The sequence below is a fragment of the Larkinella humicola genome, assembly GCF_008727875.1.
In the GTDB taxonomy this organism is placed as follows: domain Bacteria; phylum Bacteroidota; class Bacteroidia; order Cytophagales; family Spirosomataceae; genus Larkinella; species Larkinella humicola.
The window spans coordinates 58,569-79,437 of record NZ_VTWS01000004.1; the positions used below are offsets into that span (position 1 = coordinate 58,569).

The window sequence follows — 20,869 nt, forward strand, 5'->3', positions numbered from 1 at the left end:
GAGAAGTTATTTTTTTAGCATCAATGTGGTGAGTTCCGTGATGTGGTGAATGGCAAGTTTGGCGTAAATATTTTTCCGGTGCGTTTCCACCGTTCGTGGACTGACAAATAGCTGCTCTGCAATGTCGGTATTACTGTACCCTTCGATTAACAACTGAACAATTTCGTTTTCGCGGGGAGTGAGGGAATGGATGAGTTCCGGTGTAGCAGGCAGAGGAGCCACGCGGGTCAATACGGTCGTTAAGTCAGGACTCAGAAAAACCAGGCCCTGGCTCACCCGGTCGAGGGCCTGAAGCAGCTCGTCGCGGCCGGCACTTTTGAGACAGAAACCGTTGACCCCGGCATCGAACATGGCCCGAACCGAAGCATAATCGGTCTGCATTGACACGGTCAGGATTGGCAAATCCGGAAATTTCGGGCGTATTTGCCGGGTCACCTCAATACCTGACATTCCCGGCATCTGAACATCCAGCAGCAAAATATCAACCGGATGCGCGGCAAGAAACGGCAACACATCCTTCCCATTGCAGACGATACCGACAATCTGATACGCTTCGGAATAGGTGAGCATAAACTGTAGTCCCTCGGCAAACAGCCGATGGTCGTCGGCAATGAGGATGTGTTTCATAGTCAGGATAGGAAGGAATAACTATACAGCCTAAGGCATTGATAGGCAGGTTATAATGTCTATCAAATACAGTAAAAAACTTTACTTTTACAAGTTGACCTTCACTAAAGTGGGGATGCTTTACTTCGCTCGGGCGAATACTTCCCGCAGCGTGCCTTTCCAGCCTTCCTGCTGGTAGGTATCGCCTTGTTTCGTAACCTTAAATTCGTTCTTCACGCCCTTCTGACTCACATCCCAGGAGAAAAATTCATTGGTTTCGGTCAAAACCTTCCCATCGTACTGATACGTTCCGGCACCTGCTCCATTAAACTGGCCGGTTTTGGGATTATAATACACATACACGACCAGCGGATAACTGAAGATTTTCACCACCTGAATGCCTTTATACGGCCCTTCACCCAGCCGGGTTTTGCCCCAGGTTCCTTCCTGCATGAGCCAAACGCCTTCCAGTCCGTTGTTTTTCAGGGGTTCTTTGGGGGTTATTCGCTCGTCAACTTCACTGACTTCGTAGTTTTTATATTTCTCAGAGTTTAGAAAACCGGTTTGTTTAAATGCCTTTGAATCAACCTGATAATCCATGGCCAGTACGCTGCCCACGGCCGTCGAATCCCAGGAGTAGTAGGCGATTTTCTCCAGATATTTGCCGTCTTTCAACTCATACGTACCTCCGCCGACGCCATCGAAGGCCTTTCGTCCGCGCCGGTTGTCGTCATACCAGCCCGCAAACCAGTAACCATCTTTAAAAACTTTGATCACCGTGACCGAATCACGGGTGCGCCACTCGGTCATCGTACCGAATTTGTAGCGCGTCTGGCGGTAAGCGCCATTGAGTTTGCGAACCGGCTCGTCGGCTATTAAAGCACTCAGAACACCCAGGGAAAACAGAAATACCAGCTTTTTCATCGTCATACAGAAGTTGATGGAACGATTCAAAAGTAGCAGTCTGCCCGGTGCCGGTATTGTACAAGTGCGACATTCGGCGGGTTGTGAAGCAGGAATGAGCAACCGGTTAATCCAGCCCCGGTCGCCGGAAATGCCGGGCTTCCGGGAAGGCGGTTTCCATTTGCTGCCGGATGCGATCCAGCAGAATCAGCATGTCCAGCACATCATCGGTTTTTTCGGGATAATTTTCCAGCAGGGTATGCCAGGCTTTCAGCGAATAATCGATGCTGACCAGCACCAGTTTCGCTTTTCCGTTGAAATAGGCCCTCAGAACCGCATCCGGCGTCATCCCGTTGTTGATCTGCAAAGCCGAGACCACTTTGACCGGAATCAGCGTCCGGTACCATTTGAGGGTTTCCCAGGCGTCTTTCAGCGTTTTCAGCAACGCCGTTGCTTCGGCCTCCGTCCGTAAGCCCAGATTCGTTTCAAAGGCTTGTTGGTGACCGGCCTGTTCGAGCAGATCTTTTTCCTGTTTCAGCCATTTGGCCGTCTGGCGCAGGTACTCGTCACACAAGACCGTCAGCGGATTCCGAACCGATCCTTCCGTTTGGAATGTAACGGCTTTCGTTTCCTGTTCAACGGCCCGATGTTCAGGCAAAAGCCGCTGCTGACGGGCCTTGTCAACGTAGGATTTGGTTAGTTCCAGCGTTTCCATGAGCCGTTTCACCAGCGTTTCCGCGTCCATGTTCGGCTGCTTCAGTCCGTCGGGATATTGTAACGCAAAGTTTTGACACCGTTTCGTAAACGGGCAACGTTCACACCACGAATCGCAATAGTTGTAAATGCCCGGTATTAGCGCCACTTCCTCTTCCATCCTTAATAAATCGTTACGGTGGGTTTATAAACTTATAAAGATTGCTATAATAGGCCATTAAGATAGATTTGTTTGTGAATATAGTTTTCGGACCGTAAAAAGCAAATAGTTTTCTTAAAATAAAGATGATTCTTCCGTTTATTGGCTTTTGTATAGCTAATTGTTTTGATTCAAAATGTGTCTCGAATGTCATTAAAATAGCATTTTGGCTACTACTGGTTTTTATTCAACGAATTCATACCCACCCCTATTCCAGCGTTATCGCCCGGATGCGCTATTTTTGGCAATTCTACGTCCTCTTTCTATGAAATACGGCATCTTTTTTCTCTTTTTGGTTACCTGGTCGGCGGTGGCGCAAACGCCCGAAACCGCCCCCCTCGACTCGCTCACGGAGCGTTCCAAACGGTATTTGAATGCTCAGCAACCCGACTCGCTGTATGCCCTGATGGGAGAAGCGTTTCACGTCCAGATTTCGGCCACCCAGTTTACCCAGATTTCGCAGGGATTGAAAGCGCAGTTGGGCCGGTGGCAATCTGCGGAGCGAAGAAGTGTGAAAGACGGCGTTGCGCGGTACAAAGCGGTTTTCGACAACGGCCTGATCGACTTCTACATCAGCCGGGATAACGCCGGTAAAATTTATACCTTCCTTTTCAAGCCCTACGAAGCCGATGTCGCCGACAAAACCGCGCCGGTTTTAACCAGCAATCCGTTGCGGACGGTTTTTGATAAACAGGTCGATGCGGTGGCCCAGTCGTATATCAAAAAGCAGAATACCGTCGGCCTGAGCCTTGGCATTCTGCGAAACGACAGCCTGTTTACCTACGGCTATGGCGAAACCGCCAAAGGCAACGGTCGTATTCCGGATGCCAACACGCTTTTTGAAATTGGCTCGATCAGCAAAACCTTCACAGCGACGCTTCTGGCTGATGCCGTTCAGCGCGGACTGGTCAAGTTGGATGATCCCTTGAGCAAATACCTGCCCGATTCGATTCCGGCTTTGCAGAAAGATGGGGTTCCGGTGACGCTCAAAACCTTGTCTAACCACACCTCCGGTTTGCCCCGGTTGCCGACCAACCTCTTTTCGACGGCTACGGATGTGACCAATCCCTACAAACACTACGACCGGAAATTGCTGTATACGTATCTCAAAACCGCTGCCTTATTGCGTCAGCCGGGCAAAGAATACGACTATTCCAATCTGGCCGTCGGGCTGCTGGGCACGATTCTGGAAACGGTGAACAAGAAATCGTACGAAGCGTTGATTCAGGAGCGGATTGCCAAACCGCTGGGCATGGTGCATACCGTGATTACGCTGAGCGAGGCCGATAAAATAGTATTCGCGCAGGGTTATGATGGGAAAGGAAACCCGGCTTCATCCTGGGAGTTTCAGGCACTGGTGGGCGCAGGCGGCATTCGCTCGTCGGTCAACGACTTGTTTCAATTCGTAAAAGCGGAGTTGGGAGAAGGACCCAAAAAGATCGCGGAAGCGATGAAAAAAACGCAGGAAACGACCTTTGTAAACGGAACCACGACCCTCGGTTTGGGCTGGCACCGGCGAACCGAAACGCCCCGCCCCTGGTTCTGGCACCAGGGCGGAACGGGTGGTTTTGTGACGTACGTCGCCTTCAATCCGTCGCGCCAAACCGCCGTTATCCTGTTGACCAACAGCCAGACACCCATCGAAGAACTAACCGCCGGATTTCTCAACCTTGCTGAACAAAACACCAAATGAGCGTCGAAACCATTAGTATCTTAGGCTGTGGCTGGCTGGGCTTTCCACTGGCCGAGTCGTTTCTGAATGAGGGCTACATCGTGAAAGGCAGTACGACGTCCAAAGATAAACTGCCGGGTTTCTGGAAAGTGGGGATCAAACCCTACGAATTACATTTCAATCCAGAACCGGCGGGCGACGATCTGGCTGATTTTCTGGATACAGACGTTTTGATTATCAACATTCCACCCAAAGCTGGCAAACTGGGCGATGGGTTTCATCCGCAGCAGATTCAGGCGGTGGTCAATGCCTTGCGCCAGTCGGGAGCGAAACTACCGTATGCAATCTATGTAAGTTCGACCTCCGTTTACCCGGATCTGAACCGTGACGTGGTTGAGGACGATGTTGTAACGCCCGATCAGGCCGCGGCTCCGGCTTTCGTCGAAGCCGAGCAACTCATTCTAGGATTGGGCAACTCAACGGTTTTGCGATTTGGCGGGTTGCTGGGTTACAACCGCATTCCGGGGCGTTATGTGGCCGGGAAAAAAGACCTGACAACAGGTTCGGTTCCTGTCAATTACATTCACCGAGACGATGGCATTGGCGTGATCCGGGCGTTGATTAACCATCCGCAGCCGGGCCAAACCTTCAGCGTGGTATCCCCCGAACACCCGACGCGCGAAGCGGTATACCGGAAGAACTGCGACGATTTTGGCTACGAAACCCCGACCTTTGCAGAACCGTCGGAACCAGAACCGTTTAAAATCATCAGCCCGGAAAAGTTGATCAAGACAATAGGGTATTCTTTTCAATATCCTGATCCGCTGGCGTTTTATTACGCCCCTTAAGTAAACATAAGTTTGCTTTCTGCCCCTAAATCCCCTAAAGGGGACTTGGACACCGCTTAACCAAGATGCTAAAAGTCCCCTTTAGGGGATTCAGGGGCAGAATACCTAAAACTTCCATTTCAGCCGCACCGACGCATTCCGGCCCGGATCATCGGCGTAATACCGAAACCGGTTCAGGTAATCGCGGTACACGGTATTGAACAGATTCGTCACGGTGAAGCCCACATCAATCTGATGATGGGCCGATACCGGGAGCGCAAAACCGGCGGTCAGGTTCCAGAGCGAATAGGCGGGGGGCGGAGGCAGAAAATCGCTGTTAGCCGGAACGCGGTTTTGCCGCGCGACCCACAGATTTCCGACGCCCACAAAAACCTCCTGCAATTTGTTCCACTTGCCTACATCATACCGAAGACCGTTTTCCCAACGGTTAGGCGGTGTCATCACAACCGGTTGATCGAGCACCAAATCCTGCACATACAGCAACGACAACTTGGAAGTTCCGCTCAGTTTAGGCAGTAAAATCGCCTGAACGCTGGCGTCCAGCCCGGCATAAAGCGCGTCGGTTTGGGTATATTTAAAGGATGGAAATGCGCCCCGAATAGTCAGGATCGGTTCGGCCTGCGGTTTTAGATAAATATAATTCCGAATGGTATTGTAGAAAAAGCCAATCTCAGCCTGTACTTTTTTGCCGGTGTATTCCGTACTCAGATTCAGGTTGTAAGCCACCTCAGGCCGGAGTGAGCGGTCGCCCAGTTCGTAAGCGGCTGCGCCGTGGTGGACCCCGTCGCTGAACAATTCGCTGACGTTGGGCGCGCGCCAGGAGCTTCCGGCGTTGAAACGGGTGGTCCACTGGTCGGACAGGGAATACGTCGCGCCCAACGTTCCCGAAAAATTCTGAAACACGAATAACGGTTTTTCCAGCACCTGTCTTTCATACCGGAACACCTGCATGTGCCGGTAATCGTAGCGAAGTCCGGCTTCGTACTCCCAACGGTTGACTTTCAGTTTTTCAATCCAGAAAAGTCCGGCGTTGTAAGTCCGGAAGTTCGGTATCAGCGGCCGCCCGTTCATGATGTTGTACTGGTAAAAACCGCTGATGCCCAGGCTCCCCGTCAGTTTATTGGCAACGGGTTTGTGTTCAAAAACGAGATCGCCGGTGTAGGTCGTGAGCCGGAACCGGAGTTCGGGGCGGTTCAAAGCCGCCAGAGAATCGTTTTTGGGGCGGTGCAAATCATATTCCATCCGGTCGTCGAACTGACGGGCCAGCGTCAGGCTCAGTTCACCGCCGGAAGCCGGTTTCCAGTCGGTTCGCCATTTCAGTAAATCATGCGCAATCTGCTGATTTGGTCGGCGAATGGCGTGGCTGAAGCCGGATTTGATCAGCGGTTCGCCGTTTTCCAGAACCGTCTGTAAGTCGGTCAGGCTGCCGATGTGTGAACCGGAAAAGATACCCAGTTTGGTAGAAAACCGGCTGTAATACAGTTCGGACCGAAACCGGGTGGAGCGGTATCCCAGCGACCCGGAGAAGTTTTGCTCCGAAATGCCGGTATTATCCAGAAAGTAATTCGGGGTGCGAACGTTGCCACCCCGTTTCAGCGTCCCCTGCACCCGCCAGCCGAACCCTTTGCCAAAACCGCCTTCGGTTTGCAGCGATGCGACGCCTTGCCGCCCGTTGGTAAAACCCACCAGATTCAGTTCGCCGTGAACGGTTTTAAGGGTGGGCAGAGGGGCTGGTTCGACCAGAATGACACCCCCGATGGCATCGGAGCCAAACCGTACGCCCGTAGCGCCCTTGATCACGGTCAGGCGATTGGCCACAAACGGATCGATTTCCGGCGCGTGTTCCGACCCCCACTGCTGGCCCTCCTGCCGGATGCCGTTGTTCAGAATCAGCACGCGGTTGCTGTGCATGCCGTGAATAACCGGTTTCGTGATCGACGAACCGGTTTGGAGGGTAGTCACGCCCGTCATGGTGCGGAGCGCATCGCCCAGCGACTGACCGCGGGTCTGGTCGAGAGCCTTGCCTTCCAGTTGCGAGATGGTCTGGCTGGTGAGGGCGTTGGCGCGTTGTGCGGTCACGTTTACATCCTGTAAGTGAATGTCATCCTCCGTCAGCAGCACAGTTTGTTCGGAGGTGTGGACAAGAACAACTGATTGGGCAACTTCCTGATACCCTAGAATGCGGCTAATGAGGGTGTAGGTCCCCTGACACAAGGGTTCGATCCGGTAGTGGCCGCTGGCATCGGTAACGGTTCCTTTCTGCAATTCTTTGATAAAAACAGCCGCGCCGGGAATAGGCTGGCGGCTTTCCCGGTCAAGCACGACGCCTTTAATAAAACAATCGCAGGGGTCTTGTGCAAAAGTGGGGCGTAAAATGCACACCAACAGAAATGTAAGTACTATGCTAAGAATGCTGTGATGATTATGATTCACTTTCAGATAGTTACAAATTTATGAGCGCAACAAAAGTACATTTTTTGCAACTTTGTTGCAACACATGAAAGGGGGAATTCCGGTACTATACCTTCAAATCAATTGTGGAGAAAGTAGGGAAAAACCTTGTTTGTAAGTTTTGTTTAACTATTTTTGGGAAAGATTAAACAAACTGGGGTGTGCGATTCCACACACTGGGGCGTTTTTTCTACAGTTCGTTCCTTGACATCGTTTGGCATGATTACCCGTCTGCTCGATTCAGTATATGTAAAATACTGTATTTCAGTGTGTTGAATGGATAGGTCGTTAATCAATCAAAAAAAAATGAGATTTGGTTACATTGTTGTCTACTGGATATACAGAATTGATTCAACAAAAAACGACTTATAGATCATGACAGCACTTGAATTTACCTACAACATCGGCAAAGTTTCAAAGTCGCTGAAGCCATTTGCTCTGCGTTTGACGAAGGATGTTGAAGATGCAAACGACTTATTGCAGGACACTTTATTGAAGGCTTTTACGAACCGCGATAAATACACGGATGGTACGAATCTGAAAGCGTGGTTGTATACCATCATGAAAAATACCTTCATCACCAACTACCAGAGAATGGTGCGGAAAAACACGTTCATCGACACGACGGACAATCTGCACTACATCAATTCGATGGAAAGTAGCACTGACAATACGGCCTACTCGTCTTTTGCACAGGACGACATCAACCGGGCCGTCAATGCACTGGATGATACCTACCGGACACCGTTTATGATGCATTTCCGGGGTTTTAAATACCACGAAATCGCTGCCCGTCTGGACATTCCCATCGGAACCGTTAAAAACCGCATCCACATCGCTCGTAAAGAGCTGAAAGATAAATTGAAAGTTTACGCGTATCAGGCGTGAGCTAGAGTAAAGAGGATAGACAAGAGAGTAAAGACTAAAGGAATTAAGTAAATAGAACAGGTCTTTACTCTCTTGTCTATCTTCTAACATCTCAAAAGACATTTGATTGAGTAGTTTTTGGTTAAAAAAGAGGAAGGTTCCGAAAAGTTAGATGGTTTCCGTCTAACTTTTTTGGTTAGAGCAAAAGACGGATTTTTCAATCCGTCTTTTTTGTGTTTATTACTCCCGTCTCCTGAAGAAGCTCTTTAAAAGCCGGATGCTGAAACGCCGGCAATGGCTGCCTGGTCTTCAGGGAGTTGAGACTAAACTTTCACACATGTCAAAACGCGTCATTGTTATAGGATCCGGTTTTGCCGGGTTGTCGGCGGCTACAAGCCTGGCCGACAAAGGGTTTGAAGTTACGATTCTGGAAAAAAACAGCCAGGCGGGTGGTCGTGCCCGGATGTTTGAGCAAGACGGTTTTGTGTTCGATATGGGGCCAAGCTGGTATTGGATGCCTGATGTTTTTGAAACGTACTTTGGTCGTTTTGGCAAAAAACCGTCGGACTATTACAAGCTCGTGCGGCTTGATCCGTCGTATACCGTCGTTTTTGGGGCCAATGATGCCGTCGAGTTGCCCGCCGGGGTCGAAAATATCCAGGCGGTTTTTGAACAAATGGAACCGGGTGCCAGTCGCCGGTTGCTCGAATTTCTGGAGCAGGCGGCTTATAAATACGATGTTGGGATCAATCAGTTTGTCTGGAAACCGAGTAGGCGGGTGTCAGAATTCATGAGCGTGAAATTGCTACAGGATGTGATGCGGCTGGATGTTTTTCAATCGTTTTCGAGCCACGTCCGTAAATATTTCACGAACGAGCGGATTTTGCAGTTGATGGAATTCCCGATTTTGTTTCTGGGAGCAACGCCGGCCAACACGCCCGCCATGTATAGTCTGATGAATTACGCCGAAATTTCGATGGGAACCTGGTATCCGATGGGGGGCATGCACGAAATTGTGAAAGCAATGGTAAAGCTGGCCGAGGAGAAGGGGGTGAAGATCTTATTGAACCATCCGGTTAAACAAATTAGCGTAACAAATGGTATAGCCAACAAAGTCGAAACGTATCAGGGAACCTTCGAGGCCGATGTGGTGGTAGCGGGAGCTGATTATCAGCATGTGGATAGCAAATTGCTGACACCTGACTACCGAAATTACGACGACCGGTATTGGAAAAGCCGGGTGATGGCCCCATCGTCGTTGCTGTTTTACCTGGGCGTTGACCGGCGGGTGCCGCGTTTGCAACATCACAATTTGTTTTTCGATGAAGATTTTGGGTTACACGCCCACGAAATTTACGAAAAACCGCAGTGGCCGACCAAACCGCTCTTTTACGTTTCGGCACCGTCGAAAACCGACCCGGGCGTGGCACCGACGGGCATGGAGAATCTGTTTATCCTGATTCCGGTGGCACCGGATCTGAACGACCCCGAAGAAACGCGGGAATACTATTACAACCTGGTGATGGATCGGCTGGAAGCGTATGTGGGTGAAACCATTCGGGATCACGTCGTTTTTAAACGCAGCTACGCCCATAGCAATTTCATCGCCGACTACAACGCCTTCCGGGGCAATGCCTACGGACTGGCTAACACGCTGAGACAGACGGCTATTTTGAAGCCAGGACTGAAGAGCAAACGCGTTGACAATCTGTTTTACACGGGCCAATTGACCGTTCCGGGGCCGGGCGTCCCGCCCTCGCTTATTTCCGGATTGGTGGTGGCGGATGAAGTTGCCAGGGAATTTGGGCAACGGACTTGACTTAAAAAATACAATTACTACTAGCTGTTCCTGTGTCTGTCTGAAGAGGGTACAGCCCACCAACGAAACCCTATGATCGAGTTATTCAACCGAACCGCGTTAGAGTGCAGCAAGCTGATCACCGAACATTACAGCACCTCATTTACGTTGGGGATCAAAACCCTGGACCGTAAATTCCATTTTCCGATTTATGCCGTCTACGGTTTTGTCCGGTATGCCGACGAAATTGTGGACACGTTTTACAACTACGATCAAAAATACTTACTGGAAAAATTCAAGAAAGATACCTACGAAGCCATTTCGGACGGCATCAGCCTGAATCCCATTCTCCATTCGTTTCAGTGGGTTGTCAAGGAATACAGCATTGACCGGGAACTGATCGATGCGTTTCTGAAAAGCATGGAAATGGATTTGTATTTTAACGAATACACAGACAACAGTTACCAGGAATACATCTATGGCTCGGCCGAAGTGGTGGGGTTAATGTGTTTGCGGGTATTCTGTGAAGGCGACCTGGCGATGTTTGACCGGCTGAAAGAACCAGCGCGCAAGCTGGGGGCGGCTTTTCAGAAGGTCAATTTTCTGCGCGACCTGAAGGACGATTACATTGACCGGGGCCGGGTCTATTTCCCGGGCGTCAATTTCAGCGAGTTTACGAAAGATGCCAAACGGCTCATCGAAAAGGACATTCAGCAGGATTTTGACGAAGCCTACGCGGGTATTCTGAACCTCCCGCGTGGAGCCCGGATGGGCGTTCATCTGGCGTATACCTACTACCAGACCCTGTTCAACAAAATCAAGCAGATACCCGCTTCCCGGATTCAGGAGGAGCGCATCCGGGTGCCGGACATGAAAAAAATCGCGCTCCTGGCCCAGACCTACGTGCGGTTTCGGTGGAGCGGGCAGTGAAAAACGGCCCGATGCGGGGCATCGAGCCGTTTTTGTACCCCAGACACTAGTCATTCCGGGCCAGAACCACCCGTTTCGATTTGGTTTTGATATCAAACAATTGCGTCACCCGTTTGCTGCCCGAGCGCACTTCAAAGCCATACGTCCCATCCTGCAAAGTAGAAAGGTCAAACGTCGTGATTCTCAGCGCGTGGTGGGAATAGGTGTTGGCATATAAAATTTGCCGGTCGTTACTGAGGATATACACCCGAATGTCATCGTGAAGAAGCTGGAACGGCTGAGTCACTTCAATCCGGAACTTCAGATTGCTCACTTCCCGAAACGCCAACTGCAAGGCGGCATCCTCTTTCGCCGTCTGGGGCAGGTTTTCAAGCGTTTGGGCTTGCGACGGATTCAGAGCTACCCCACCCGCCAGTGTCAGCATCAGTAAGGCTTTTTTCAGATTCCTGTGCTTGTAAATTTCCCTTTTCATGGTTGTATTATGTTTTGATAAATGGACAAAGTGCAATTCAATAATTGGAAGATTGCTTCTGTTGCATTCATAATATTTTGATAATAAATCTATAACTTATTTGTATACACTATATTACCGTCAAATAGGGATTGAAAAAGTTGTTTTTATAATGATCGTTTATATCAAAATTGTTCAACAAAAAGCGTTTTTTTACAAGTAGTCCCCTGAATAGTGAAATGAGATTTTAACCGTATCTTTGCAGAGTAATGGTTTACGGTATTCAGTTTGCGGTTTACGGCGACTGACGCACGATTAGGACGCGTCAGCCACCGTAAACCGTAAACTGTAAACTGAAAACCATAAATCTTACTACAACATAGCTTCATGGTTTCTGAAACGGCTGAAAAGACGGTATCCGCTGCGGTGCTGGCCAACTACGAGCTGGTAATTGGTCTGGAAGTTCACTGCCAGCTCCTGACGGCGACGAAAATCTTTGCCGCCGATTCCAATCAGTTTGGCAGCGAACCCAATACCAACATCAGCGTCATCACACTGGGGCATCCGGGTACCCTGCCCAAACTCAACCGCAAAGCCGTCGAACTGGCGGTTCGGATGGGATTGGCCTGTCAGTCAACGATAACGTCCTACAATCTTTTTGCCCGGAAAAACTACTTCTATCCCGACCTGCCGAAAGGCTACCAGCTATCGCAGGATAAAACGCCGATTTGCGTAGGGGGCGGAGTGCCGGTTAAATTCAAGGATGCCGACGGTCAGCCGGTTGAAAAGACGGTTTTTCTGCATCACATTCATTTGGAAGAAGACGCCGGTAAATCGATTCACGACGGCGACTGGCATACCGTTTTGGATTATAACCGCGCCGGAACGCCCCTGATCGAGATGGTGACCGACCCCGTGATTCGCAGTGCGGAAGAAGCGGCTGCGTACCTGACGGAAGTCCGGCGGCTGGTGCGGTATTTGGACATTTGCGACGGCAACATGGAAGAAGGCTCGCTGCGCTGCGACGTCAACGTTTCGGTGCGGTTGTGGGGCGAGGAGGAGTTCGGTACGAAAGTCGAGATCAAAAACATGAACTCCATCCGCAACGTCCAGCGGGCCATTGAGTCCGAGTTACGGCGGCAGGTGGAAACGATCGAAACCGGCGGCACCATCGTTCAGGAAACCCGCATGTTCGACGCCACAACCGGCCTGACCCACGGCATGCGGATGAAAGAAACCATGAACGATTACAGGTATTTTCCGGACCCGGATTTGAGTCCGGTTCTGGTATCGGACGAATGGCTGGCCGAAATCCGCGCCAACATGCCTGCTTTGCCGAAAGAACGTCATGATAAGTTACTGAATCACTACGGTTTACCGGAATACGATGCGACTCTGTTGGCCGACGTAAAAGAACTGGCGGATTATTTTGAAGCCGTAAGTCAGTTAACGACGAATTATAAGGCGGTTTCCAACTGGATTATGGGGCCGGTGAAAGCCCAGTTGCCCGAAAAATCGCTGCGGGATGGCCAGTTTCCGCTTTCGGCCGAAAAACTGGCGGAATTGATTACGTTAGTGGATTCAGGAAAAGTCAGTTTCTCGACCGCCAGCCAGCGGATTTTCCCGGCTCTGATCGAACACCCGGAGAAATCGCCGGAACAAGTGGCGCAGGAGCAGAATTTAGTGCAAAACAGCAATACCGATACGTTGCAAGCGTTGGTAGATGAGGTGCTGACAGCCTGGCCCGATAAAGTCAAAGAATACAAAAAGGGTAAAAAAGGGTTGCTGGGCTTGTTTGTGGGTGAGGTGATGAAAAAATCGAAAGGCAATGCAGACCCCAAACTGACCAATGAGTTGCTTCAAAAATCGTTGTCTTCTCCGTTATAACGTACAGGTAAAATGAAAAAAAATCGGATCGGATTCGTCGTTTTAGTCGGTTTAGCCCTGCCACTGGCGGCTTTTGCCCAGACAGCTGGGAAAGAATTCACGGTAAAAGGTACGGTTCAGAATGCCAAACCGGGCAGCAAAGCCTATTTGGAAACGAACGAAAAAGTATCGAAGCGGATTGACTCCACCCAGATCGACGCCAGCGGAAGCTTTTCGCTGAAAGGAAACGAAACGAACGGCGGGAGTTTTTACAAGCTGAACTTGGCCAATGAGCAATTCACGAGTTTGCTGGTGGAAGGAGGAGAAAACCTGACCGTAACGGCCGATCTGAAAAACAAAGACAAGCTTCTGGTAAAAGGCTCGGTCAACATGGATTTTTATCCCAAAATCGTGGCCATCGATGCCATGATGCTGAAAAAATCCAAAGAGTGGCAGAAGCAGGCGGCTGCGGCTGCTGAAAAAAACGACCTTAAAAAAGGCGAAGCGATTGATCGGGAAGTGATGGCGACCAACAAACAGGTCATCGACACCATCAAAGCGCTGATTCCGCAAATGGGAACGTCCAGCGTGGCCATGATTGCGCTCAAATACCTGGATCCGAAAGAGCATTTTCCCCTCTACGAAGCGCTGGCGGACCAGATGCAAAAAGCCAATCTGACCGGCAAACAGGCCAAGGCCTTTATCAACTTCGTAACGATGGCCAAGAGCGAAATGGCCACCCAGGCCACGCAGGTTGCAGTGGTTGAGGGAGCACTGGCCCCGGACATCACTCTGGAAGATACAAAAGGTCAGGTGGTGAGCCTGTCCTCGTTGCGCGGGAAGTATGTGTTGATCGATTTCTGGGCGTCGTGGTGCGGACCCTGTCGTCAGGAAAACCCGAACGTAGTCCGGATGTACAATAAATACAAGGAGAAGGGCTTCGAAATTTACAGCATTTCGCTCGACGACAACAAGAACGCCTGGTTGAAAGCCATCGAAGCCGACGGGATGGTCTGGACCAACGTGCTGGGCAAGAAAAATGGCAGTTCGGCGGTTGCTCAGCAGTACTCGGTTCAGGTCATTCCCACCACCTATCTGCTGGATAAAGAAGGAAAAATCATCGCCAAAAACCTGCGGGGCGAAGCACTGGTGCAAAAGCTGGGAAGTATTCTGGACAAATAACGGACGGTTTTCGGTATACAGTAAACTCATTAATTATGAAGATTGCGATCGTCGGATGCGGCAACATGGGCATGGCTTTTGCCAAGTCGTTTTTGCAGTATGATCTGGTAAAAAAAGAAGATTTGCTGCTCGTCGAGAAAAGCGCAGAACGTTCCGAAGCCTTAAAAGCGGAAAAGGCCGGCGTGGTGGTCGATACCATCAGTTCGCGGGTTTCAGAGGTCGATCTGATTATTTTGTCCGTCAAGCCCCAGGATTTCAACAGTTTACAGGAAGCCCTCCGGGAAACCATCCGGCCCCAACAGGTCGTGCTGTCGATCATGGCAGGTATTCCGATTGCGACCATTCAGGAAAAACTCAATCACCGGCTGGTGATTCGTGCCATGCCCAACACACCCGCGATGCTGGGCATGGGCATTACCGGTTTTACGGCGGCCAAAGAAGTAGATCTGAGCAATCTGCGGAAAGTCGAAAACCTGATCAATGCCACGGGCCGGTCCATTTTCCTGGAAGATGAAGCCTTGCTGGACGCCGTTACGGCCCTCAGCGGTAGCGGCCCGGCGTATTTCTACTACCTCGTAAAAGCCATGATTGAAGCTGGCAAGCAAATGGGCTTCGACGATTCGGTGGCTTCGCTGCTGGTGAAACAAACCATGCTGGGATCTTTCCATTTGATCAATACCGCCGACAAATCCCTGGACGAGTTGATTAAGGCGGTTGCCTCCAAAGGCGGCACAACGGAAGCCGCTCTGAAACGGTTTGAAGAAGGCGGTTTGTCGGATACACTGATTGCGGGCATCAAAGCCGCTCAGTTCCGGGCTACGGAATTGAGCAAACCCTGACAGCGGCCAGCGGCCCTGTCAGCGGTTTGTAATTGACGGGGATTTAAACCGCTGACAGGGCCGCTGGCCGCTGTCAGGGTTTAAATCCCGGTATAACTATATGGCGTAATCGCCCGTAATTCCGTTTTCACATTTTCTGCCACATTCAGTCCGTCGATGAACCGGCCGATGGTGTCCGCCGTGATTTTCTCATTCGTGCGGGTTAGGTCCTTCAGGGCTTCATACGGTTTGGGATAGCCCTCGCGCCGGAGAATGGTTTGGATGCCTTCGGCCACCACGGCCCAGTTCTCTTCCAGATCGGCGTGAATGGCAGCTTCGTTTAGTTGCAGTTTTCCCAGGCCTTTCAACAACGATTTCAAGGCAATCAGCGAATGCGCGAACGGAACGCCGAGATTCCGCAAAACCGTCGAGTCGGTCAGGTCGCGTTGCAGGCGGGAAATCGGCAACTTGGCCGAGAGGTGTTCAAAAACCGCATTGGCAATCCCCAGATTTCCTTCCGAATTTTCAAAATCGATCGGATTGACTTTGTGCGGCATCGCCGACGAGCCTACTTCCCCCGCTTTGATCTGCTGCTTGAAGTAATTCATCGAAATGTACGCCCACATATCGCGGTTCAGATCGATCAGAATCGTATTCAGTCGCTTGAAGGCGTCGAGCGTAGCCGCCAGCATGTCGTAATGCTCAATTTGGGTCGTGTGCTGACTGCGCTCCAGCCCCAGTTTTTCCACAAAATCATCGCCGAACGATTTCCAGTCGATGTCCGGGTAGGCGACACAATGCGCATTGAAATTGCCGGTGGCCCCCCCGAATTTGGCGGATACCGGAATGGCCGACAGCATGAAAAGCTGCTTCTCGATCCGTTCACAAAAAACCAGCAGTTCTTTGCCCAGCCGGGTCGGCGAGGCTGGTTGACCGTGGGTGCGGGCCAGCATCGGAATGCCTTTCCACGTCTCCGCCAACTCCTGCAACTTCATGAACACTTCCCGGTATTGCGGTTCGATTTCATTGGCTAGCGCATCACTCAGGAGGAGGGGCGTAGCAGTATTGTTGATATCCTGCGACGTCAGACCAAAGTGGATAAATTCCAGGTGGTCAGAAATATTCAGATCAGCGAGTTTTTCCTTGATGAAATATTCAACGGCTTTGACGTCGTGGTTGGTTTCGCGTTCAATTTCTTTTACCCGCAGCGCATCCGCTTCCGAAAAGTTCTCGTACAACGCCCGTAATTTTGGAAAAACCGCATGATCGATGTCTTTCAACTGGGGCAGGGGCAGTTCGCAGAGTTCGATAAAGTATTCGATCTCAATCCGAATGCGGTAACGAATCAGTCCCCATTCGGAAAAATAAGGAGCCAGCGATTCAATTTGACGGCGGTAACGGCCATCGAGGGGGGAAACTGCGGTAAGTGCGGAAAGTTGCATAGGAACGAAAAAGAAAACGCAAAGTTAACGGAACCACCGGAAACCACTCTCCAGAATAATTAAAATTCCTGTATATTGGCGGCTTTATGACAGAACAAATATTTTATTGACTTAATACGGTCTGTCGTCTGACTCCTAAACCCATCCTTTTTTGTATGCAACTTTCTCCCTTCCTTGGTGAATTGGTTGGAACCATGATCTTAATTTTATTGGGCGACGGTGTGGTTGCCAACGTTGTCCTGAAGAAAACCAAGGGCGAATCATCCGGCTGGATTGTCATTACTACCGGTTGGGCTTTTGCCGTCACGATGGGCGTGTTTGTTGCCAAGGCTTTCGGCAGCATCGACGGGCACCTGAATCCGGCCGTTACCGTGGCTTTCGCCGTGGCCACCGGTGATTTCAGCAAGATGGCGACGTATATCCCGGCGCAACTCATCGGCGCGTTTCTGGGTGCGGTGCTGGTTTGGCTTCAGTATTTACCCCATTGGGCGGCCACGCCCGATCAGGGGGCCAAGCTGGCGGTTTTTTCCACCGATCCGGCGATCCGCCATCCTCTGGGGAATGTCATCAGTGAAACCATCGGCACGCTGGCACTCATCATCGGCATTGCCGGGATTTCCGCCAAAGCCCTCGGCACCATCGCCATAGGTTTAGGTCCGTATTTAGTGGGCGTGCTGGTCTGGAGCATTGGCCTTTCGCTGGGCGGCACCACCGGCTACGCCATCAATCCCGCCCGCGACCTGGGACCCCGTATCGCACACACCCTGTTACCCATTCCCGGCAAAGGGTCATCAGATTGGGGCTATGCCTGGGTGCCCATTGTGGGGCCGATCATCGGAGCGGTTTTGGGCGGTTTGCTGATTCGGTGGTACGCGTTGTAGTTGTGCAGGAGCAGGTTATCAATGGCCGAATAAACCGTCGTCAACTCCTCATCGGTAATGCAGTAGGGCGGAAGAATGTACAGCACATTCCCCAATGGCCGCATCAAAACGCCTTGTTCGAGCAGAAACTGATAGGCCGCATCGCGGATATTGCTGAAATACGAGCTGGTTTGCCCTTCCTTATCCAGATCGAAGGCCAGGATCGTTCCCCGCTGGCGGACGTTTTTAATCCCCGGTTTTTGGTTGAGTTGTTCCGCAAAAACCGCATGTCGTTGGCTGATTCGCTGAATGGATGCCTGGGTCTCGTCCGAAAGCAGGAGGTCGAGGCTGGCCAGAGCCGCCGTGCAGGCCAGCGGATTGGCCGTAAACGAGTGGCCGTGGAAAAGCGTTTTGTGTTTGTCTTCGGACTTGAAGGCGTTGTAAATTGCGTTCGTACAGGTCGTTACACCCATCGCCATCGTTCCGCCGGTCAGCCCTTTCGACAAACTCATGAGGTCGGGTTGGTGGCTGAGGTGATGCGAAGCAAATAATTTTCCCGTACGGCCAAAACCGGTCATCACTTCATCGGCAATAATCAGCGCGCCGTGGCTGCGGGCCATTTCGATGAGCTGACTCAGAATTTCCGGTTTGTACATCACCATACCGCCCGCTCCCTGAATCAGTGGTTCGAAGATAAAAGCCGCCACATCGTCGCTCAGCAACGCTTGCATTTGATCCAAAGCCGCCTGCTCCTGTCCCGGAACGGGCGTAGGAATGTATTCAACATCGAATAAAAACGGCACGTATGGGGCCGTAAAGGCACTTCGTCCGCTAACGGCCATGGCTCCGAACGTATCGCCGTGGTACGCGTCCTCCAGCGCAATGACCTTCCGACGCGGTTTTCCGATGTTGTGCCAGTATTGAAACGCCATTTTAAGCGCCACTTCCACCGCCGTCGAACCGTTATCCGAATAAAAAACCTTTTTCTGGTTCTTTGGTAAAATGGGTAATAACCGCTCGGCCAGTTCAACGGCGGGCTGGTGCGTAAAACCGGCAAAGATGACGTGTTCAAGCGTGTGAAGCTGGTTCGCTACTTTCTCCGCAATATACGGATGACTGTGTCCGTGCGTATTGACCCACCAGGACGAAACCGCATCGATGTATGTCGTTCCGTCTTCCGCAAACAACAGCGTTCCTTTCCCCCGAACAATCGGAATTGGCAGCGGAGCGGTTTGCATCTGCGTAAACGGATGCCAGATGACGGCTTGGTCGCGTTCGGCCAATTCCCCCAAGTTCAAAGCTGTCAGGTCTTGAAGACCTGACAGCTTTATTTTATCTTCATCATAAACCGGCATCGTATTTTTCAAATAACGTTCTCATTTTATCCGCATTCCGACTGACAAACCCATTCGTAACTTCCGTTTCCCACTCAATCCGCCCAAAACTTGTCAAGCCCGTGTAGTTCAAAATAAAATCTTCGGTTGCCGGGGTTTCAGGGCCGTTAAAAACGATTCCCAAAATGGGAATGAGCCGGTTTTGCAACGCTTCTACCGACAGGAGGGTGTGATTGATGCTGCCCAGATAATGTTTGGAAACCAGTAAAACCGGCAGATTCAATTGTCTCACCAGGTCGATTATCAAATCCTGGTCATTCAGTGGCACCATCAAACCGCCCGCCAGTTCAACCACCAGATGATTGGAGGTCTGAGGTAATTGAAAGGCATTCAGTGAAATTTCAACGCCATCCAGGGCCGCAGCCGCGTGGGGCGACAAGGGTTCCCGCAACCGGTAGGTTTCCGGATGAAACTGGCTAACGGGATTGGAAATCAGCCGCCGGACGGTTTCGCGATCCGAATCTTCGAGCGCGCCGGATTGTACCGGCTTCCAGTAATCAGCCTGCAACGCTTCCACGACAATGGCCGACACCACGGTTTTGCCGATTTCAGTGCCAATACCGGCCACGATCAGTTGTAACGGATTACGCATTCAAAGCTTTTTGTTAACAGGTTTGAGATAGGAACACGGCTTGAACGGATGAAACCGATAAAAAACGGATAAAAATCCGCACCTATCCGTTCAAGCCGTGTTCCTATCCACCAAAATATTGTAACGTCTGCACCAACGAATCGATTTCTGATTCCGAATTAAACGCATGAAGGCAGATCCGCAATCGTTCACGCCCCGTCGGAACCGTCGGACTCACGATGGGCCGGATGTCAAAACCGGCTTGCTGGAGTTGCGTAGCCACCGCCCGGCACGCGTCATTGCCCGGCACAATCAACCCTAAAATGGGACTTTCGACCGAAGTCCATTCCGTATGGGGCAGCCGTTCCTGAATTTGCTGCTGAAAATAAGTCCGCAAGACCTGCAATCGGTCAATCAGCGGCTGGTTTTGCGGCAAAAACCGGTAAACACTCTGAATCGCCAGCAAACTGTGCGGAGGCAAAGCCGTCGAATACACAAACGAGCGGGCAAAATTAATCAGAAAATCGCGCAATGCCGCCGATCCGACCACAGCCGCTCCATGAACGCCCAACGCTTTGCCAAAGGTATGAACCCGGGCAAAGACCCGGTTTTGCAAACCGAGCGCCTGCACCAACCCTGTCCCTCTTGCACCAAAAACACCCGTTGCATGAGCTTCATCCACAATCAGTGCAGCTTCGTAGCGTTCGCACAAGTCAACGATTTCAAGTAAAGGAGCCAGATCGCCGTCCATGGAATACACCGATTCAATGGCGACGTAAACCGTGCCGGTGGCCCGTTTTAGCCGGTTTTCAAGATCCTCCAGGTCGTTGTGGCGAAATTTAAAGCGATTGGCAACACTCAGTCGAGCGCCGTCGATCATGCTGGCGTGAATCAACTCATCCGTCAGCAGGGTGTCGCCCCGTTGGGGCAAGCTGGCCAGCAGGCCAATGTTGGCGTCGTAACCGGAGTTGAAAACCAGCGCGGCTTCGGCGTCGTGAAAGGCGGCAATTTCGGTTTCCAGCTCTTCGGCCAGGGCCGAATTTCCCGCCAGTAAGCGCGAACCGGTGGCCCCGTTCAACCCGGTCGGGTGGCTGGCAACGGCGCAGGCAATGGTATCGCGCAAGACCACCGACCGCGCCAGCCCCAGGTAATCGTTGGAGCAAAAATCAAGTAAATTTTCGGGCTTTTTCAAACGACGGAGCAGCCCGGCCTCCCGACGTTTTTCCAGCAATTCCAGTACCGCCGTATCCGCTCTTATCACCTTATTCTCAGATTATTCACAAAGGTAATCAGGAAG

General features: G+C 51.1%; 18 protein-coding genes. 9 read left to right on the plus strand and 9 right to left on the minus strand.

The window, feature by feature from the left end:
- Positions 1-6 precede the first annotated feature (6 nt).
- The 3 genes from F0P93_RS16155 to F0P93_RS16165 all read right to left on the minus strand — a co-directional run bounded on the left by F0P93_RS16155 (position 7) and on the right by F0P93_RS16165 (position 2,383).
- A complete protein-coding gene (locus F0P93_RS16155) occupies positions 7-627 on the minus strand; it encodes a response regulator (protein WP_150877699.1) in 621 nt (206 codons plus the stop codon).
- Positions 628-747: 120 nt separating this feature from the next.
- Positions 748-1,530, minus strand: a complete 783-nt coding sequence (locus F0P93_RS16160) for a hypothetical protein (RefSeq protein WP_150877701.1) — start codon at positions 1,528-1,530, stop codon at positions 748-750.
- Between the two features lie 106 nt (positions 1,531-1,636).
- Positions 1,637-2,383 carry a hypothetical protein gene (locus tag F0P93_RS16165; protein WP_150877703.1) on the minus strand — a complete coding sequence of 249 codons (747 nt, stop codon included), beginning with the start codon at positions 2,381-2,383 and terminating at the stop codon, positions 1,637-1,639.
- Between the two features lie 304 nt (positions 2,384-2,687).
- On the opposite strand from F0P93_RS16165, the gene F0P93_RS16170 reads away from it, so the two are divergent.
- Together F0P93_RS16170 and F0P93_RS16175 are read left to right on the plus strand one after the other, a co-directional pair.
- Entirely contained in the window at positions 2,688-4,115 is a 1,428-nt protein-coding gene (locus tag F0P93_RS16170) for a serine hydrolase domain-containing protein (RefSeq protein ID WP_150877705.1), read from the plus strand.
- The gene (locus F0P93_RS16175; protein ID WP_150877707.1) at positions 4,112-4,942 is read left to right on the plus strand and encodes a Rossmann-fold NAD(P)-binding domain-containing protein; all 831 of its coding nucleotides are present in this window, start codon (positions 4,112-4,114) and stop codon (positions 4,940-4,942) included. Before F0P93_RS16170 ends, F0P93_RS16175 begins: the two co-directional genes overlap by 4 nt.
- Positions 4,943-5,047: 105 nt before the next feature.
- On the opposite strand, the gene F0P93_RS16180 is transcribed toward F0P93_RS16175, so the two are convergent.
- On the minus strand, positions 5,048-7,264 hold the full coding sequence (locus tag F0P93_RS16180) for a TonB-dependent receptor (protein ID WP_229315730.1): 2,217 nt from the start codon (positions 7,262-7,264) through the stop codon (positions 5,048-5,050).
- Positions 7,265-7,768: 504 nt separating this feature from the next.
- Between F0P93_RS16180 and F0P93_RS16185 the strand changes: the two genes are divergently transcribed.
- The 3 genes from F0P93_RS16185 to F0P93_RS16195 all read left to right on the plus strand — a co-directional run bounded on the left by F0P93_RS16185 (position 7,769) and on the right by F0P93_RS16195 (position 10,988).
- Positions 7,769-8,281: an RNA polymerase sigma factor gene (locus F0P93_RS16185; protein ID WP_114407740.1), complete on the plus strand. Its 513-nt coding sequence runs from the start codon at positions 7,769-7,771 to the stop codon at positions 8,279-8,281.
- Between the two features lie 316 nt (positions 8,282-8,597).
- Positions 8,598-10,079 carry a bifunctional phytoene desaturase/3,4-desaturase gene (gene crtID, locus F0P93_RS16190; protein WP_150877711.1) on the plus strand — a complete coding sequence of 494 codons (1,482 nt, stop codon included), beginning with the start codon at positions 8,598-8,600 and terminating at the stop codon, positions 10,077-10,079.
- A gap of 72 nt (positions 10,080-10,151) precedes the next feature.
- Complete coding sequence (locus F0P93_RS16195) at positions 10,152-10,988, plus strand: phytoene/squalene synthase family protein (protein ID WP_150877713.1); 837 nt, start codon at positions 10,152-10,154, stop codon at positions 10,986-10,988.
- A 46-nt stretch (positions 10,989-11,034) separates the two neighbouring features.
- On the opposite strand, the gene F0P93_RS16200 is transcribed toward F0P93_RS16195, so the two are convergent.
- Positions 11,035-11,460, minus strand: coding sequence for a hypothetical protein (locus F0P93_RS16200; RefSeq protein WP_150877715.1), 426 nt, complete (start codon positions 11,458-11,460; stop codon positions 11,035-11,037).
- A 366-nt stretch (positions 11,461-11,826) separates the two neighbouring features.
- Here F0P93_RS16200 and gatB point away from each other — a divergent pair, with 366 nt between their 5' ends.
- Genes gatB through proC form a run of 3 tightly spaced genes read left to right on the plus strand, consistent with a single transcriptional unit; the run spans position 11,827 to position 15,326 of the window.
- Positions 11,827-13,326 carry an Asp-tRNA(Asn)/Glu-tRNA(Gln) amidotransferase subunit GatB gene (gatB, locus tag F0P93_RS16205; RefSeq protein ID WP_150877717.1) on the plus strand — a complete coding sequence of 500 codons (1,500 nt, stop codon included), beginning with the start codon at positions 11,827-11,829 and terminating at the stop codon, positions 13,324-13,326.
- A gap of 12 nt (positions 13,327-13,338) precedes the next feature.
- The gene (locus F0P93_RS16210) at positions 13,339-14,487 is read left to right on the plus strand and encodes a TlpA disulfide reductase family protein (RefSeq protein ID WP_150877719.1); all 1,149 of its coding nucleotides are present in this window, start codon (positions 13,339-13,341) and stop codon (positions 14,485-14,487) included.
- A 35-nt stretch (positions 14,488-14,522) separates the two neighbouring features.
- On the plus strand, positions 14,523-15,326 hold the full coding sequence (gene proC / locus F0P93_RS16215; protein ID WP_150877721.1) for a pyrroline-5-carboxylate reductase: 804 nt from the start codon (positions 14,523-14,525) through the stop codon (positions 15,324-15,326).
- 80 nt (positions 15,327-15,406) lie between these two features.
- Here the strand turns inward: proC and purB are convergent, their stop codons facing one another.
- The gene (gene purB, locus F0P93_RS16220) at positions 15,407-16,747 is read right to left on the minus strand and encodes an adenylosuccinate lyase (protein ID WP_150877723.1); all 1,341 of its coding nucleotides are present in this window, start codon (positions 16,745-16,747) and stop codon (positions 15,407-15,409) included.
- A gap of 155 nt (positions 16,748-16,902) precedes the next feature.
- Between purB and F0P93_RS16225 the strand changes: the two genes are divergently transcribed.
- Positions 16,903-17,628 (plus strand): MIP/aquaporin family protein, encoded by a 726-nt coding sequence (locus F0P93_RS16225; RefSeq protein ID WP_150877725.1) that lies wholly within the window; start codon positions 16,903-16,905, stop codon positions 17,626-17,628.
- Here F0P93_RS16225 and bioA read toward each other — a convergent pair.
- From bioA to F0P93_RS16240, 3 genes are all read right to left on the minus strand, one after another.
- Positions 17,550-18,899, minus strand: a complete 1,350-nt coding sequence (gene bioA, locus F0P93_RS16230; protein ID WP_225309553.1) for an adenosylmethionine--8-amino-7-oxononanoate transaminase — start codon at positions 18,897-18,899, stop codon at positions 17,550-17,552. The two genes, F0P93_RS16225 and bioA, sit on opposite strands and share 79 nt — an antisense overlap.
- 49 nt (positions 18,900-18,948) lie before the next feature.
- The gene (bioD, locus tag F0P93_RS16235; protein ID WP_150877726.1) at positions 18,949-19,593 is read right to left on the minus strand and encodes a dethiobiotin synthase; all 645 of its coding nucleotides are present in this window, start codon (positions 19,591-19,593) and stop codon (positions 18,949-18,951) included.
- 103 nt (positions 19,594-19,696) lie between these two features.
- Entirely contained in the window at positions 19,697-20,833 is a 1,137-nt protein-coding gene (locus F0P93_RS16240; protein WP_150877727.1) for an aminotransferase class I/II-fold pyridoxal phosphate-dependent enzyme, read from the minus strand.
- Between the last annotated feature and the right edge of the window lie 36 nt (positions 20,834-20,869).